The sequence below is a fragment of the Nocardia sp. NPDC059228 genome, from assembly GCF_042754245.1.
In the GTDB taxonomy this organism is placed as follows: domain Bacteria; phylum Actinomycetota; class Actinomycetes; order Mycobacteriales; family Mycobacteriaceae; genus Nocardia.
Window position 1 is genome coordinate 1 of record NZ_JBHZAL010000044.1, and the last position, 16,877, is coordinate 16,877.

Annotated in this window: 14 protein-coding genes and 1 pseudogene; 13 read left to right on the forward strand and 2 right to left on the reverse strand. The window is 64.0% G+C overall.

What is annotated here, in order from left to right; genetic code table 11:
• Positions 1 to 91: 91 nt before the first annotated feature.
• Complete coding sequence (locus ACFXKA_RS37685) at positions 92 to 925, reverse strand: alpha/beta hydrolase (RefSeq protein ID WP_379431048.1); 834 nt, start codon at positions 923 to 925, stop codon at positions 92 to 94.
• 451 nt (positions 926 to 1,376) lie between these two features.
• Here ACFXKA_RS37685 and ACFXKA_RS37690 point away from each other — a divergent pair, with 451 nt between their 5' ends.
• The 5 genes and pseudogenes from ACFXKA_RS37690 to ACFXKA_RS37710 all read left to right on the forward strand — a co-directional run.
• Positions 1,377 to 1,589, forward strand: coding sequence for a hypothetical protein (locus ACFXKA_RS37690; protein WP_379431049.1), 213 nt, complete (start codon positions 1,377 to 1,379; stop codon positions 1,587 to 1,589).
• 27 nt (positions 1,590 to 1,616) lie between these two features.
• On the forward strand, positions 1,617 to 1,928 hold the full coding sequence (locus ACFXKA_RS37695) for an acyl-CoA dehydrogenase family protein (protein WP_379431050.1): 312 nt from the start codon (positions 1,617 to 1,619) through the stop codon (positions 1,926 to 1,928).
• A 14-nt stretch (positions 1,929 to 1,942) separates the two neighbouring features.
• Positions 1,943 to 2,428: a MaoC/PaaZ C-terminal domain-containing protein gene (locus ACFXKA_RS37700; protein ID WP_379431051.1), complete on the forward strand. Its 486-nt coding sequence runs from the start codon at positions 1,943 to 1,945 to the stop codon at positions 2,426 to 2,428.
• A 222-nt stretch (positions 2,429 to 2,650) separates the two neighbouring features.
• Entirely contained in the window at positions 2,651 to 2,854 is a 204-nt protein-coding gene (locus ACFXKA_RS37705) for a hypothetical protein (RefSeq protein WP_379431052.1), read from the forward strand.
• Between the two features lie 15 nt (positions 2,855 to 2,869).
• Positions 2,870 to 2,980: pseudogene (locus ACFXKA_RS37710) on the forward strand (acyl-CoA dehydrogenase family protein); the annotation flags it as partial.
• Between the two features lie 368 nt (positions 2,981 to 3,348).
• Here the strand turns inward: ACFXKA_RS37710 and ACFXKA_RS37715 are convergent.
• The gene (locus ACFXKA_RS37715; protein ID WP_379431053.1) at positions 3,349 to 4,167 is read right to left on the reverse strand and encodes an IclR family transcriptional regulator; all 819 of its coding nucleotides are present in this window, start codon (positions 4,165 to 4,167) and stop codon (positions 3,349 to 3,351) included.
• Between the two features lie 165 nt (positions 4,168 to 4,332).
• Here ACFXKA_RS37715 and ACFXKA_RS37720 point away from each other — a divergent pair, with 165 nt between their 5' ends.
• The 8 genes from ACFXKA_RS37720 (at position 4,333) to ACFXKA_RS37755 (ending at position 16,796) form a co-directional block, all read left to right on the forward strand.
• Positions 4,333 to 5,277, forward strand: coding sequence for a MaoC family dehydratase (locus ACFXKA_RS37720; protein ID WP_379431054.1), 945 nt, complete (start codon positions 4,333 to 4,335; stop codon positions 5,275 to 5,277).
• Between the two features lie 111 nt (positions 5,278 to 5,388).
• Positions 5,389 to 6,300 carry an HpcH/HpaI aldolase/citrate lyase family protein gene (locus ACFXKA_RS37725; protein WP_379431085.1) on the forward strand — a complete coding sequence of 304 codons (912 nt, stop codon included), beginning with the start codon at positions 5,389 to 5,391 and terminating at the stop codon, positions 6,298 to 6,300.
• A 46-nt stretch (positions 6,301 to 6,346) separates the two neighbouring features.
• Positions 6,347 to 7,756, forward strand: coding sequence for an aldehyde dehydrogenase family protein (locus ACFXKA_RS37730; protein ID WP_379431055.1), 1,410 nt, complete (start codon positions 6,347 to 6,349; stop codon positions 7,754 to 7,756).
• Complete coding sequence (locus tag ACFXKA_RS37735; protein WP_379431056.1) at positions 7,756 to 10,260, forward strand: CoA transferase; 2,505 nt, start codon at positions 7,756 to 7,758, stop codon at positions 10,258 to 10,260. Before ACFXKA_RS37730 ends, ACFXKA_RS37735 begins: the two co-directional genes overlap by 1 nt.
• A 15-nt stretch (positions 10,261 to 10,275) precedes the next feature.
• Entirely contained in the window at positions 10,276 to 11,463 is a 1,188-nt protein-coding gene (locus ACFXKA_RS37740; protein ID WP_379431057.1) for an acyl-CoA dehydrogenase family protein, read from the forward strand.
• A 256-nt stretch (positions 11,464 to 11,719) separates the two neighbouring features.
• Positions 11,720 to 12,478 carry an SDR family oxidoreductase gene (locus ACFXKA_RS37745; RefSeq protein ID WP_379431058.1) on the forward strand — a complete coding sequence of 253 codons (759 nt, stop codon included), beginning with the start codon at positions 11,720 to 11,722 and terminating at the stop codon, positions 12,476 to 12,478.
• A complete protein-coding gene (locus tag ACFXKA_RS37750) occupies positions 12,475 to 14,607 on the forward strand; it encodes a hydantoinase/oxoprolinase family protein (protein ID WP_379431059.1) in 2,133 nt (710 codons plus the stop codon). Before ACFXKA_RS37745 ends, ACFXKA_RS37750 begins: the two co-directional genes overlap by 4 nt.
• Positions 14,604 to 16,796 carry a hydantoinase B/oxoprolinase family protein gene (locus ACFXKA_RS37755; protein WP_379431060.1) on the forward strand — a complete coding sequence of 731 codons (2,193 nt, stop codon included), beginning with the start codon at positions 14,604 to 14,606 and terminating at the stop codon, positions 16,794 to 16,796. The genes ACFXKA_RS37750 and ACFXKA_RS37755 overlap by 4 nt, the downstream gene beginning before the upstream one ends.
• The last annotated feature ends 81 nt before the right edge of the window (positions 16,797 to 16,877 follow it).

Below are 16,877 nucleotides of genomic sequence, written 5' to 3' on the forward strand. Positions count from 1 at the left end.
CTTCAGCGGAGCGCCCTCCGTGAGTATGACCCGTGTGAGTGCAGTGACCCGTCGCGGATCGAGATCGAACCGTCGGTCCGCAGCCGCCGAACTACCTCGGGGGTAGTTCGCCAGCTACGGGGTTCAGCGCCCATTCCAGAGCGAAGTCGGCGACATCCTCCCAACCGGGCTCTCCGCAGGTGAAGTGGTCCCGACCCTCGAACAATTCGTAGGCAGTGATCGCAGTCGAATTCTTAGCCCACTTCTTATAGTTCTCATGTTGGATGGCATGCGGGAGGATGTGGTCGTGGCCACCTGCGATGAACAGCAGAGGCGCACGGTCGTCGTTGGAGTAGTCGACGGTAGTAGCCGCGTTCGGGGTGACGTTGGCCAAGGCCGTTTGGAAGATCATCCTGGCTGCCACGGCGACCGCGTATCGATCGTAAACAGCCTTCGATTCCTCATCGGTGAGGTTGTTCGTGAAGGCGTAGTGGAACTGCTCCTCGGTCATCGTGACCGCGCGGTCCTTGTTGGCAGGATTGCCAACGACAGGCAGAGCAGCCTTGATCTCAGTCAGCGGCGTCGCCTTCACGCCCTTGGTGCCACCACCGTCGATGGACACTCCGGCGCTCCCGTAGCCAGCGTCGAGGAGTAACTGAACGAAGATTCCGCCGAACGAATGGCCCATGATGATCGGCTTCGTGTCCAGGTTGTCCAAGAACGCCTGGAGATGTTCAACGACCTGACCGGTGCCGAGTCCGGCCAATGGCGACGGATCTTTTCGGAGCGCGGCCACACCCGCTTCACCGGGCTCGATGCCAGGGTAGGCCGGAGTGAGCACCTTGAAACCCTTGGCTTCGTAGTGCGGCACCCAGTGCTCCCACGACAACGGCGTCATCGCGATGCCGTGAATAAGAACGATCGTGTCAGGCTTTGATTCAGTCATCAGCGTTTCTCCTCCGGAAATGCGAGTGGCTTGTTTGAGTGAACTCGTGCGGCGTCTCGACCGGTCAACAGGCTATTTGGGAACCGCTTTCCGGGTTGTGTAAAGCGGGTTTAGTGGCCTCTTCGATAGCGCGCTGACGTCGCGTATGCATCCTTGCGGCAGAGCAGAATTGGGTCGTTCAGCGGCCCTAACATCAGATGGTCGAGGGTAACATCGCTCTTCACGATCGGGGATGTAGTTGGGGTCTGAAGCCGCTGGTCTCCAGTAGCGATCTTGCGATGTAGTTGGTGAGGCTGCGGAACCCGAGGGCGCTGCCGCGCAAGCGCAACAACGTTATCCACCTCAACCACTGATGCATCATCTCCTGGTTGCTGCTGGCGTTGAGTTCCAGCACAGACGCCGCCTGTCGACGGGATTACCACAGTCTCGTGCACTCACAGATACTGCCGCCATGCCCTTTTCGGGATTGCTGCCGCTGGTGATGGAGGGCGTGGCGGTAGAGGGTGAGCGGGTGACGCGAGCCGAAGATATCGCGTTGCGCACACTCGCGAGCAAGACCGCGTTGGCGTGGGGTGAATACGGTACTCAAGGCGCCGGACAGTTGGCAGCAGCGACAGCCGTGTCTGGAAAAGCCAAATGTGTGTCGCGCGAGGCCAAGACCTGAGCGTGGCCTATCGGCCATCATCGTCGAATGACCGTTCAGCAGGCCTACCGCGATATCACCTTCGCGGGCGGAGGTGTCCACCGCGCGGCGTGGCAGGTGAGCGCGGACGGCAATAGCCTCGCAGCTCCAGCCGGACGACCCTGTGCCGTCGTGGCCAACGGGTTCTGTGGAAGCAAGGACACGGCGTTACTCGACTGTGTCGCCCTGCACGGCCACATCGGCTGGTCCAAGGAAAGGCCGTTGCAGGCCATGCTGCGCGACGTGTCGGGCTACCAGATCGGTGACGGCACACCGCAGATCCAGAAGATGATCATCGCCCGCGACCTGTACTCCCGGTGAACGCGAGCCGGTCCGTGGACGAGCGTCTGTATTCCGAGGACCTCACCGAGATGATCGGTGTCGCACAGGAACTCGGCCGACACAGCTTGACCGAGGAGGCCATCCGCGCGTTCGCGCAGCAGTGGGATCCGCTGGCGATCCATGTCGGCGACGGCGAACACTTCGGCGGGGTGATTGCCAGCGGACTACATACCCTGTGCGTGTTTCAACGACTGGCCGTGGCCGGCGTCTACTCGCGATGGGCCGTCGTCGCCGGACGTGACATCAGGAGCATGACGCTGCCGAAACCGGTCCGCCCCGGGGACACCCTCACGGGCCGGGTCACGATCACCGATGTCGCATCGGCGCGGGGCGGGCGAGCGAAGGTCCGCATCCAAGGCGAACTCGCCAACCAGTACGACGAGCGCGTGATGGTCATCGATCTCGACGGCTACGTCCACAGCCGAAGCGAACCGCTGCCGGCCGCACCAACTGACGCCGCGATCGGAGGAATTCGTTGAATCACATAGCACTCGACATCGTCGCCGGCGCCCGCTCGCCAGATCGCCGCACCCGCGGCGCCAACCCGGAGCCGTCGACGGCGCCGACACCGCTCGACCTTGCCCCAGGGCCGCCCGCGGCACCGTCGGCGGGTGGCCCCGGGAAGGAGGCGGAACGACTCGCCGCTTTCCTGTCGGCCCTGCACTGGTGGGCATCGACGGACCGACTCCACTTCGAGTCCGATGTCTAGGTTCGGCAAGTTCGGGCTCCGACGGTCGTCGCCGACCTTCATCGCAGTCGGCGTTCCGGTCGCACCGGTGCTCACTCCGGGCGAGGCCGTGGCCGCACTGGCCGAGGAACTGCCCGAGTTCGTGAAGCACACCGAGGACGCAGGCCCGGTGTTGCGGTTCCCCGTCCTGTTCCCCTTGTATGAGGGCACCGGCTGACCAGGCTGGGGCACGATGCAGCTACACGGCGGCAACGGGTATACCACCGAGCGACGCGTCGAACGCTTTTGGCGGGACGCCCGCCTGACTAGGGTTTTCGAAGGCACCGGCCAGATCCAGCAGTAGATCATCTCGGAGCGGATTCTGCCGCGCGGTCCATTGGGTGACCCGACCCGGATCCGCGGACAGCAGCCTGCAGGCGTTCGGTGCGCACGCTGGCGTGGGATATGCTGCGGCTCAGGTGGTCCCACTGCAGATCCAGAACAGCCGGTGGCAGCTGCGGATCGGTGATTTCACGGCAGGGCAGAAGTCATTGTCTTGGCCCAGCTGATGCACTGCAAAGCCCGGTAACAACGCTGCAACATAGCGATGTCGTAGCCGCGTCGCACTAGGGTGCGGCCCAGAGCGTTGGCGGCGTTGGGGCAGATGATATCGCCTCGCCGTTCGTCCAGCCTCTGGCTGAAGTACGCGCCAACACCGTCGGTTTCCAGTGCCTAGAAGTCCCGCGCGATCGCGGCTACCGCCTCCGCGACCATTGCGCCCCATTCAGGCACCCGCGCCGCCTCGAAGCGCGAGTCGGGCATGCTGATCGCCACTGTCGCAAGCGGTTTCGAGTCCGCGCCGATGACCACGGCGCCGACGGCGCAGACATGGGGGCGATTCTCACCCAGGTTCACCGCGTACCCGAGCTCGCGCGCCTGAAGCACTTGGGCCCGAATCACTTCGGTGTCGGTGATCGAATCATCGGTCATAGCTACCACGGGGGCTTGGAGAAACTTGTCGAGCTCAGCAGTCTCCAACGTGGACAACCACGCCTTGCCTGATGCTGTGTTGTGCATTTGCGAGACGGCGCCGATCTGGTTGAAGGTGCGCACCGGGTGGATCGAATCGATACGTTCGATTAGGACGAGTTCTTCTGAACCATTCGGAACGCAGAAGTGGATTGTCTCCCCGGTTTGATACCCCAGCGCTGTCAGATGCGGCAACGCGATGTCGCGCAGCGAGCGAGCCGGGGTGCCGGACTGGGCCAGAGAGAGCAGGCGGGGGGTTAGCTGCCACCTGGTGATCGGAACCGAAACCGCCTCTGCCCACCCAACCTGGTCGAGGGTGCGTAGCAGTCTTTGCACGGTCGATTTTGGCAGGTCCAGCGAGCGTGAGAGGTCGCCGACGCCGATCGGCTCAGTGGTGACCGCCAGCGCCTCGATCACCCGCAGCCCACGAATGAGTGTTTGCGCACCGGCCGCGCTCGTACGCGCATTGTCATCGTCTGGGGTACTCATCGCGTCCTCTCGTGTGATGACACTCTTCGTCATGACATCCCCGATTATGGCACGAATCGTGTCGATCGTTCCGCTCTGCGGCACAACGCCGTCGAAGTCGGTCCAAAAAAGGTGGTGAGCGCCTGTTGACGCCGACACAGTGCTGAGCCACTATCAATGTGCCAAATAATAAAACGATGTGCCACAGAATGGAACGGTATGGTTATCGATCTCTCAGACTGGCCACTGGTCTCGCGTGGGAACTTCTACGAAGATCACGTGGTCGGAAAGACGTTCAACCACCACTGGGGACGGACGATCGACGCCGCCGACAACGTCCAGTTCAGCACCCAGAACCTGGCGTTCAACCCCAACCACTTCAACCGCGATCACGCGATACGCGCCGGCCATCGTGATGAGGTTGTGAATCCGATGCTGGTCTTCTCGGTGGTGTTCGGTCTGAGCGTTGAGGACTTGAGTGAGGTCGGCGGAGCGTTTCTCGGGGCGCGCAACGTCGTCTTCGCTCGAGACGTCTACCCGGGGGAGACGCTCTACGCCTCAAGCGTTGTCGTTGAGGCGAAAGACTCCGCATCGCGCCCGGATTTCGGGATCGTCACCTGGCATACGCGCGGATTCGCTGCGGACGGCGCGATGGTCGTCGAGTTCGACCGAACCAACCTGGTGCTCAGGCGTCCGGCGGAAGCGAACACGCGCAAGGTTCCGTCGGGCTTCCTCGACGATTTCGAGATCGGTGCTCGGTTCCGCCACTCCCGGAGCCGCACCATCACCGATATCGACCTCAACGGCCTGACCCTCCTGGTGATGAATAGTGCGGACGGGCATTTCAGTGACGAGGCCATGGCGGACACCGAGTTTGGTGAGCGCATCAATTTCGGTGGCCTGACACTCTCTCTGACGATCGGTCTCGCGACTCAGGACACGACCGCGCAGTGTGTCCGCGAACGGGGCCTCGATGCGATCGCGTTCAGGTCGCCGGTCAAACGTGGCGACAGCATCACCGCACTGTCGGAGGTCCTTGCCGTTGATGATGCCGGCGGGGTCGTCACCTTCCAGCATTACGGGATCAACCAGCGCAGCGAGGTCGTCTGCGAGGCCAAACGAACGCTCGAGGTGCGTCGCCGCGCGGACGCACCGGCCGCATGAGGTCCGTCGCCGTACGGACGCACCGGTATCGAATCCACTTCTCAATTGTCAATGAAAGCGAGTGAATAGATCGTGACCGAATCCCGAACCTATCGGCCCCGCCGTTCCTGCATGGCGGTGCCAGGTAGCAGCGAAAAAATGATCACGAAGGCGCAGACGCTGCCCGCCGACCAGATCTTCCTCGACTTGGAGGACTCCGTGGCGCCATCGTTGAAAGCGCCTGCGCGACAAACGATCGTGACGGCCCTCAACGAGGGGGACTGGTCGGGGAAGACGCGAGTAGTACGAATCAACGACGCCGACACCGAATGGGCGCACGACGACGTCCTGACGGTGGTCCGTGGTGCGGGCCAGAACCTCGACTGCATCATGTTGCCGAAGGTAGAACGCGTAGCCCATATCCAGTGGCTCGATATCCTGCTGACCCAGCTGGAGAAGGAATTCGGAATCCCGGTGGGGAGTATCGGGATCGAAGCCCAGATCGAAGGTCCAGCAGGGCTCAGTGAGATCGATGCCATCGCCGCCGCCACGCCTCGCACCGAGACGTTGATCTTCGGCCCGGGCGACTTCATGGCGGCGATGAAGATGCCCGCCCTCACCATCGGCGCGCCTGTTGCCGGCGGGGTGAATCCATTCGACACGGTGTTAATGGCGATCGCGGCGGCCAGCCGAAAGTACGGGCTGCAGGCGATCGATGGCCCCTACGCGGTCATTCACGATGCCGACGGCTACCGGTCCCTTGCTGAGCGGTCGGCGGCATTCGGTTTCGACGGGAAATGGGTTCTCCATCCTGCGCAGCTGGACATCGCCAACGACGTCTATGCGCCCAGCCAGGCGGACTACGACAAGGCGGAAATGATCCTCGATGCGTACGCGCATGCGACGTCAGAGGCGGGCGGCAGCCGCGGAGCGGTGATGCTCGGCGACGAGATGATCGACGAAGCGAGTCGCAAGCTCGCGTTGGTGAACGCCGAACGCGGCCGACTGCTCGGTATGTCACGCACCACGACATTCAGCCACTAGCGGCACGATCGCGCACCAATGGGCAGCGCAGACAAAGGATTTCGACATGAGCACTATCGATCACTGGATCAACGGACAGACCACGCCGCCGGCTTCCGGCGAGTATCTCGATCGCATGAGCCCCGCCGACGGATCGCCGCTGCCTACAGTGGCAGCGGGCTCACGGGCAGACGTCGTGGCGGCGGTGGACGCCGCCGATGCCGCAGCTATCGGCTGGCGTGAGCAGAAACCGATCGAGCGGGGTCGCCTGCTGATGAGACTGGCGGACGCGGTGAATCGTGAGATCGAGGCGCTGTCGAAGTTGGAGAGTACTGATACCGGCAAGCCCGCGTGGCAGGCCCCTCTCGAGATCGCCGGCGCAGCAGGCTATCTGGAGTTCTACGGCGGACTCGTGAATGCGATCCAGGGATCGACGATCGACCTCGGCCCGGAATATCACTGCTACACGCGTCGTGAACCGTACGGAGTGATCGGGATCGTCACGCCGTGGAACGCCCCGCTCAATCAGGCGGCACGGGCCGCCGCGCCAGCGCTGGCGGCCGGCAACGTCGTCGTTCTGAAGCCGTCAGAGTTCACCCCGTCGACGTCGACCCGGTTGGCCGAACTCGCCGACGAAGTCGGCTTCCCGCCGGGTGTGCTCAACGTGGTCAACGGGACCGGGCTCGATGCCGGCGCCGAGATCGTGCGCCACCCGAAGGTCCGGAAGGTGGCGTTCACCGGGTCGGTTCGCGCCGGCCGCGAGATCGGCCATATCGCTGCCGACCGGATTATCCCGTTGACACTGGAACTCGGCGGCAAGTCGGCGAACATCGTTTTCGATGACGCCGATCTGGACCGGGTGATCCCGGGGTCGCTCAACGCGTTCACCTTCAATGCGGGGCAGGTGTGTTCGGCGGGAACCAGGATGCTGGTCCACCGGTCGATTCACGACCAGGTCGTCGAGCGCCTGGTCGGAGCCTGCGACGAACTGCGGCAGTCGGGACGGCTGGGCCCGCTGTCCACTCCGGCTCAGTACCACAAGGTCCAGGACTACTTCCGGATCGCCGCGGATGAGGGCGCGACCGCGGCAACAGGTGGGCGGCCCGACGACATTCGCGGCGGATGGTTCGTCGAGCCGACGGTGTTCACCGCTGTCGACAACAGCATGCGGATCGCACGCGAGGAGATCTTCGGGCCCGTACTGGTGGTCATCCCATTCGACACCGACGAGCAAGCGCTCTCGATCGCGAACGACAGCGACTACGGGTTGGTCTCGGGTCTGTGGACCCGCGACCTCTCGCGCGCATTGCGCTTCGCCGACCAGCTGGACTCCGGCCAGGTGTATGTGAACGCCTGGCTCGCCGCAGCGATCGAGACACCGTTCGGCGGCAACAAGAACAGCGGCTACGGACGTGAGAAGGGTCTCGAGGCGCTCAGCCACTACACGCACACCAAGACTGTCGTCGTGGAGCTCTGATGGGGCCGCTGACCGGGGTGAAGGTCGTCGATCTCACCCATGCACTCGCCGGCCCGTACTGCACGATGATGCTCGCCGATATGGGGGCGGAGGTCATCAAGGTGGAGTCCGCGGCCGGGGACGTCACCCGGGCCGCCGGCCCGTTCTCCGACGATGACGAACTACGCGCATTCGGCGGGTACTTCCAGAGCGTGAACCGCGGAAAGAGCAGCGTGGTGCTCGACCTCAAGTCGAAGGCGGGCGCCGATACCCTCCGCGCGCTTGCCGCTGAAGCCGACATCCTCGTGGAGAACTTCACGCCCGGGGTTATGGACCGGCTGGGCCTGTCGTACGACGAACTCTCGGCTGCGAATCCGCGCCTGGTCTACGCGGCTCTGAGCGGATTCGGCAATCCTCGCTCCGGTGTGAGCCCGTATCAGGACTGGCCCGCCTTCGACATCGTCGTCCAGGCGATGGCCGGCCTGATGAGCGTGACAGGAACCGAGGACGGCACCCCGATCAAGGTCGGTCCGGGTGTCGGCGACATCTTCCCGGGAGCGCTCCTGGCGCTCGGCATCGTTTCGGCCCTCTATGAGGCGCGGGTGCATGGGGCCGGCCAGTTCGTCGATGTGGCGATGTACGACTCGGTCCTGTCACTGTGCGAGCGGATCGTCTATCAGTACTCCTACACCGGCCGGATTCCGGTGGCCGAGGGCAACAAGCATCCACTGCTGAGTCCGTTCGACATCCTGCCTGCCGCCGACGGCTGGGTCGCGGTCGCGGCGCCGAACGACAATCGGTGGGCGATGCTGTGCGACTTGATCGGCCGCTCCGATCTGATCGATCATCCGGACTTCCGCACCAACGCCGAGCGCGTCGCTCACCGCGGCGATACCTACCAGGTCCTGTCGGACTGGACGCGATCGCGGACACGGGCCCAGATCGCGGGCCTTATGGGGGGCAAGGTGCCGGTCGGTGACGTGTGCAATGCCGCGGAAATCCTGGCGGGAGAGCAGGTAGCCGCTCGGCACATGGCGGTCGAACTGGAACACCCGGGAACCAGCCGGAAGCTGGCCGTCGCCGGACAGCCGATCAAGTTCTCCCGGACCACTGCCGGACCAGTGCGCCGCGCACCCATGCTCGACGAGCATGGCGAGGCGATCCGGTCCCGGTACTCGCGAGCGCAAGCGTCAACCCAGGCAACCCACCTCGATCGCGAGGTGGCCGACATCGTGTCGGCGATCGAGGTGCCAGCGGTGCCGGCCGATGTGCTGGCAGCGGCCACCGACTGCATCATCGACACGATCGCCGTGACGTTCGGTGCGCACGGCGCAGACGAAGCGGCCGACATTCGAGGGATAGTCACCACGCCCGGCGATTGCTCGCTGATCGGCGTACGCGAGAGCCGTGACGTTCGATCGGCCGCACTGGTCAATGGAACTGCGGCACACCTACTGGATTTCGATGACTGGCTCGCCGATGCGAGTATCCACCCATCGGCACCGCTGTTGCCCGCGGTGCTCGCCCAGGCGGAGGCGGCCGGCGCCACCGGCGATCGGCTGCTCGCAGGATTCATCGCAGGATTCGAGGGCCAGGCCAGGATCGGCGCGTCGCTCTCACCGGCGCATTACGCGTCGGGCTTCCATCAGACCGCCACTGTGGGGTGCTTCGGTGCCGCGATCGGAGCGACGCGAATCATCTCGAGTGATCCAAGGATGGCCGAACGCGCTCTCGGCTTCGCCGCGACTTCGGCGGCCGGATTGCGTCGTGCCTTCGGGACTGCCGCGAAGTCCCTGCAGGTCGGACGGGCAGCGGAGGCCGGTGTGTTTGCGGCGCAGCTCGCGGCGTCACCGATGTCTGCTCCGGTGGACGGGGTCTTCGGTCCCCAGGGATTCGTCGACGCTCACGGTCATCAGGGCCGAATCGATCTCGCGACGCTCTCGGTGTCGCAGCGGTGGTTCCTCCGCGACGTGCTGAACAAACGCCATGCATCGTGCTTCGGCACGCATGCGGTCATTGATTGCATGCTGGAGTTGCGCACTCGATGCGACCATGCGTCCGTCGCTGAGATTCAGGTCGCTGCCGCGCAGCTCCTGTCGACGGTCTGCGCGATCGAGGATCCGCAGACCGCCCTCGAGGCCAAGTTCAGCATCGCCTTCACCGCAGCACTGGCCATGGTGCGGGGCCACTGCACCGCAACGGATTTCGACCCATCGGTCGTTTCCGATCCACTGGTCCGAGAGCTGGCGTCGCGGGTGCGAATTCGTTTCGATCCGGCGCTTCGAACTCAACAGGCATCCGTGACCGTTGTGCGCACCGACGGAACCACATTGTCGACGGAGGCAGACTCGGCTCGCGTGCCAGCCGCCGCGACCCGCAGCGCCGTGGCCCGAGAGAAGTTCGCGCTTTTTGCCGCCCCTCTTCTGGGCGACACCGGTGCTGTCGCGGCGCTCCGTGTGATCGAAGACCTCGCCGATGGTCGTCCGGTCGCAGATCTGAGTGAGGCGCTGATGCCGAACCAGTGACGCCGACGACGGCGTGTGTCATCAATCGCTCTCTCCCTTCTTGATTGGAGGCCTGACGTGCTTACTCAAACCCAGAAAGAAATCCAAGACCTCGCCCGCACGTTCACACACGAGCAGGTGCTGCCCGTTGCGAATCAACTCGACCAGGTCGACGGCGCGATCCCCGATGAACTCATCGCGCAGATGGCCGAGATGGGATTCTTCGGGATCCTGATTCCCGAGCAGTACGGAGGTCTGGGCCTGGGAGTGTTCGAATACTGCCTGATCGCAGAGGAACTCGCGCGTGGCTGGATGAGCGTCGCCAGCCTCATCGCGCGAGGAAACGGCCTGCTGCCGGGCTTCACCGAGGAGCAGCGCCGCCTCCTGCTGCCGAAGGTGGCACGCGGAGAATACCTGGGCGCGTTCGCATTGTCGGAGAACGAGGCGGGCTCCGACGTCGCCAACATCAGCTGTCGAGCGGTGCAGGACAACGAGGACTGGGTGATCACCGGCAGCAAGATGTGGTGCACTTTCGCCGACCGCGCCGACTACATTCTCTTGTTCGCACGTACCAGCGCGTCCCCCGACGCACATCGCCGACACATCGGCATCAGCATCTTCTTGATCGACAAGGAACGTGGCGGATTCCCGGACGGAATCAACGCGACCCCCGTTCGCAAGATCGGCTACCGGGGTTGGAAGACCTGGGAGATGACGTTCGACGGCCTGCGACTTCCGGCGTCGGCGATGCTCGGCGAAGAGGGGCGAGGCTTCTACGCGGCGATGACGACGCTGGACACGGCTCGTGCACATACCGCCGCGCGCAGCATCGGGCTGGCCCAGGGCGCGTTGGAAGACGCGATCGCGTATGCGCAGCAGCGGGAACAGTTCGGCTCTCGGATCGCGGATTTCCAGGCGATCCGGTTCAAGATCGCCGATATGGCAACTCGGATCGAAGTCAATCGGCAGATGATGCACCAAGCCTGCCGGCTGATTGATTCCCGCGAAGGCAGCGGTGGCCTCGCGGCCTCAATGGCGAAGTTGTCGGCGAGTGAAATGTCCGAATGGGTGACCAGCCAGGGCCTGCAGATCCACGGTGGCGCCGGGTACACCACGGACTTCGCTGCAGAGCGGTATTGGCGAGACGCCCGCCTGACCAAGATTTTCGAAGGGACCTCGGAGATCCAGATGAAGCTGATCTCGGACAAACTGCTGGCGCGGTAGCCGTCGTGCTGGCGCGGTAACCGTTGGGGACGTAATCCCTGGACCGACCGGACCTCGTGGGGACGGTCACTGGGTGGTCCCCCGCGGATTTTGTCGTGCCTGCCTGCAGTTTTGCTTTTGGATGCCGGTCCGGACTCCGGTTAGAACCACTGATCTTACCCCTTGACACCGAACACAGGATGTGGCGAAAATAACAGCCACTGTTGCGTCAATCGGCACACTGTTTCAACATACGGCACACATGGAGGCTTAGCTCGTGCAGATCTCATTCCAAGACAAGACGGTCATCGTCACGGGAGGCGCAGGAGGTTTCGGCGAGGCCACCTCCCGAACCTTTGGCTCGTCCGGCGCCAACGTCGTCATCGCAGACGTGAATCTCGAACGCGCACAAGCAGTGGCGGCCGATCTGCCCTCGGCGATCGCGGTCGAGACCGATGTGCTCGACGAGTCCGCCATGAAGAACGTCGTCAAGACGGCGGTGGACACCTACGGGTGCCTTGACGTCATGGTCAACAATGCCGGCCTCCCGCACCTGTCAGGACCCATGATCGAGATGGATACCGAGACGGTCGACTGGCAATTCGCAGTCAACGTGCGAAGCGTCTTCCTCGGGTGCAAGTACGCCGCGCTGGCAATGCAGAACACCGGTGGTGGTGGTGTCATCGTCAATACCGCATCGATCGCAGGCCGTAGGCCGCGGCCCGGGCTGACGATCTACAACGCAACCAAGGGTGCGGTGATCACGCTGACGAGGAGCCTCGCCAGCGAACTCGGTCCGCAGATCCGGGTGAACGCTGTCAATCCGCTCGTCTCGCAGACCGGGTTCATCAAGAACGCTCTCGGTGTCGACCAGCTCGGCGCCGAGGCGGTAGCCGCTATGACCGCCAACGTGCCCATCGGCCGGATGACGGAGCCGCAGGACGTCGCCAACGCCATCGCATACCTGGCCTCGGATCAGGCGAGCATGCTGACTGGCGTCTGCCTCGATGTCGACGGCGGGCGGTCAATCCAATGAGCTACATCATCAGCAGCGACATCGGGGGAACGTTCACCGATACGGTCGTACTCGACGCGAGCGGATCGGTGAAGCAGTTCAAGGCGCCCACCACACACGGGGATCTCAAGGATGGGGTGCTGGCCACTCTCGAGATGGCGGCGGCTGACGTCGGAATCGCGCTCGGGGACTTCCTGCGGCAGGTCTCGCGATTTGCGCACGGTACGACTGTGGCGACCAACGCGATGTTGGAGCGCAGGGGTTCGCGAGTCGGACTGATTCAGACAAAGGGTTTCGGCGACACGCTGTCCATCATGCTCGCGGGCGGCCGCGGCGACGGGCGGTCCGAGGACGAAATGCGCCGACTCAGCCAGCTGACCAAACCGAGTCCGCTGGTCGATCCCGGGCTCGTCGTGGAGGTTGCCGAGCGTATCGACAAAGACGGCAAGGTGGTAGCGCCGCTAACGGAGGCTGCTGCACGTGAGGCGGTGCAAACGCTTATCGACCGGGGCGCCGAAAGCATAGCCGTGAGTCTGCTGTGGTCGTTCCAGAATCCGGTGCACGAGCGCCTGATCGAAGAGATAGTGTCCGAGCTCAGCCCACAGATGTTCACCACCATCTCCTCCGAGCTGATCCCCCGGATCCGGGAGTACTCGCGGACATCGACCACGGCGATCAACTCGTACATCGGACCGATCCTCGGGAACTCGCTGAGCGGCCTGGCCGACGAGTTGAAGGCCAAAGGCCTGCAGTCCGAGCCGTTTCTCATGCAGTCCAACGGCGGATTGAGCACCGTGAGTCGAGCGATCGCCGCGGCCGCGTCAACGCTGCTGTCCGGGCCTGCGGGCGGTGTCGCGGGTGCCGCTAAGGTAGGCCAGCGAACAGGGCTGGCTAACCTGGTCACTGCAGATATGGGTGGCACATCATTCGATGTCGGCCTGGTCACCGATGGACTGCCGACTATGTCGACCTCCTACTACATGGGCCAGTATCCGGTGGCGCTGCCGGCTGTCGGCGTCCACACGATCGGTGCGGGCGGGGGCAGCATCGCCGCCGTGCGAGACGGTTTCCTCAACGTCGGCCCACAGAGCGCCGGTTCGACGCCCGGGCCCGCCTGCTTCGGCAAGGGGGGAACTGACCCGACGGTCACCGACGCGAACCTGGTGCTCGGATTCATCGAGGCAAACGCGCGACTGGGAGGCAAACTGGCCCTCGACCGGGATCTCGCAGTGAAGGCCATCGAGGAGAAGGTGGCCAAGCCGCTTGGCCTCGGCGTCATGGAAGCGGCCGCGGCCATTCGCACCATCGCCGACAACAAGATGGCCGACCTTATCCGACAGGTGACCATTTCGCAGGGGCATGACCCGCGCGATTTCACCCTTGTCGCGTTCGGCGGCGGAGGACCGACGCACGCCGCCTACCTGGCCGCAGACGCGGGAATCAGCACAGTGATCGTTCCGAGCACCGCGGCGGTGCATTCGGCATACGGCATCGCGACGTCGCAACTACGGGCCACCACGGAGCGATCGGTGCTTCTCAGCACCCCGGCCAGCACCGAGCGCGCGTCGATGGCCATGTCACCGTCGGATGTGAACCCAATCCTGGAGAACCTCGCGCGCAGCGCCATCGAGACCCTGGTCTCGCAGGGCGCGAAAGCGGACGATGTCACGCTCCGATTCGTCGCTGACGTCCGTATGCGCAGCCAGATTCACGAGCTGTCGATCGAACTGCCGCGCCAGGCCCTCACCGAGCAGGATCTCGACGAACTGCCGCAGAACTTCGTCACGGAGTACGAGGCGAGGTTCGGCAAGGGATCGGCGCTGGCCGGCGCCGGAATCGAACTCGTGACGCTTCGGGTCGACGCCAGCGCACCGCCCAGTGGCAATCTGTCCGACGCACAGCACGTTGACGCTTCGGCCGCCGATTCGGTGGGCGCCGTGGCCACGACTCGGGACATCTATCTTCCCGAGTTGGCGGCGGCGGTTCCTGTCGACATCTTCGAGGGCAGCCGGATGGCTGCGGGCACACGGGTGAATGGACCGGCAGTCGTCGAGCTGCCGAACACGTCGGTCTTCGTCGGCTCCGGTCAATCGGCGGAGATGAATCACGACCGCAGCATCATCATTTCTACGAAAGGAAATCTGCGATGACTGCTCAGCCCCCCGATCGGACCGCCGATGACACGGAGATCGACCCGGTTACATATGAGGTGATCCGACACCGACTGGCGGCGATCAACGACGAGGCCTGCACGACGATGGTGCACGTGTCGGGATCGCCGGTGGTCCACGCGTCGGACTTCAACTTCGCCATCTACACACCCGACGGTGACATGGCCACGGTCGGCATGCTCTACATGATTCCCGTCGGGACCATGTCGGTGCTGGTGAAACTGATCCAGGAACGATTCGGCGATTCGATTGCCGACGGCGACGTCTTCTTCTGCAATGACCCGTACCTGGCTGCGGCGCATCAGAACGATGTTCAGATCGTTGCGCCGCTGTTCATCGACGGGCGACTGGTCGCGTGGACCGGTGCGTGCGCGCACGAGCTGGACGTGGGCGGTATGCAGCCGGGCAGCTGGTGCCCGAACGCGACCGATGTGTTCCAGGAAGGCCTGCGGGTGCCACCGGTGCGGTTGCGCAGAGCAGGTGAGCGGCAGGACGACATCTACCAGATCATTCTGGGTGCCTCGCGTCTGGCCGCGTCACTTGAGATGGACCTGACGGCGATGACGGCTGCCAACGAAGTCGCGCACCGCCGCATCCGGGAGCTGCACGCGCGGTATGGCGTTGACACCGTGCTGATGGCGATGTCGCGGTCGCTCGACCACAGCGAGACCGCCGTGCGAAGCGCGCTGTCGACATTGCCGGATGGGGTGTTCACCCATACCGACTTTCTGGACCACGATGGGCACTCGAACGAGATCTATCACATCACTTGCGTGTTGACGAAGAAGGGCGAGCAGCTAACCTTCGATCTCTCGCAGTCGTCTCCACAGGCTCCCGGGTTCATCAACAGCACCCAGCCGGCCACGCTCGGCGCCATCATCAGCGGCGTCTTTCCGCTGTTGGGTGCAAACGCCCCGAGCTGGAACTCCGGCATCCTGCGGACGATCGCGGTGAAAACCGAACCGGGGACGATCGTCCATCCGCTCCCGCCGGCGCCGGTCAGCGCATCGTCGGTGGCCGCTGCGTGGACCGCCAGCCACACCGTCGTCGCGGCGTTGAGCAAGCTCGCGGCCTGCGGCGAAGACCTGCGTGACGAAGCTACGGCGACCAGTGACGGGTGTTGGCCGCTGCTCAACCTGTTTGGCCTGGACACGCGTGGCGAACCGTTCGGCGACATGTTCCTCGACCCGGTCGCGTGGGGCGGCGGAGCATACCTGCATCGTGACGGAATCGATGCTGGTGGCGCCTTCGTCGGTCCGACAGCGCACATCCTAGACGTCGAGACGAAAGAGAACGCGGTTCCCGTGCTGTACATGTGGCGGCGGCAACGCCGTGACACCGGCGGCCCGGGCATGCACCGCGGCGGAGTCACGTCGGAGTTCGCGATCACACCTCATGGGGTGGACGCGATTCAGGCGACGCTGGCGACTCACGGTATCGCGCAGCCAAACTGCGCGGGACTGTTCGGCGGCCTGCCCGGCGCCACGGCAGGCTATGAGTGCGTGACGAACACAGCACTATACGAGCGATTGTCGGACGGATATGTCCCGGACAGCGTCGACGCGATTCCCGGCGATACACATGTGTTCGGCGCGAAGCCGCCGCCCTTCGTTCTTACCTCCGGTGACGTGGTTAACGTGATCCCGCAAGGAGGAGGTGGCTACGGCGACCCCTTGGAACGGAAACCGGAGTCGGTTGCCGAAGATGTGCGGGCCCGGCTCGTCTCCGACATGGCGGCACGCAACATCTACGGTGTAGTGGTGACCTCGGCTGGTGACGTGGATTCCGAGGCCACAGCTGAAGAACGTCGGAAGGCGCTCTCCTCACGATTGGCGAAGGCTGACGCGCCGGTGAGGAAGACTGACGCCGTACCTGACCCCGGCGGTGCTACCACCGAGCTAGGGGCATCGCTCCTGATTCAACAGGGGCCAGACGGTGCCCGCCACATAGTTTGCAGGTCCTGTGGTGAAGGTATCGGCGATGCGGCGGGTGACTGGCAATCGGCATTGAGGTCGCTGCGACTCGAGGGCCCGGACCTTGGCGGCCGGACATCACTCGACCCAAGGATGGCTGTGACCGCGCGCTTGTGTCCGAGTTGTGGGCGCTCACACTCGATCGTGGTCCATCGTGTTGGAGATGAACTAACGACGGATCTGATCTTGACGTAGTTAGATACAGGGCCGCTCACCGACCGGGAAACGGTGTCGCGGGCCGTCAACGCGGTCCGGCTGATCAACAAGACCCCGATC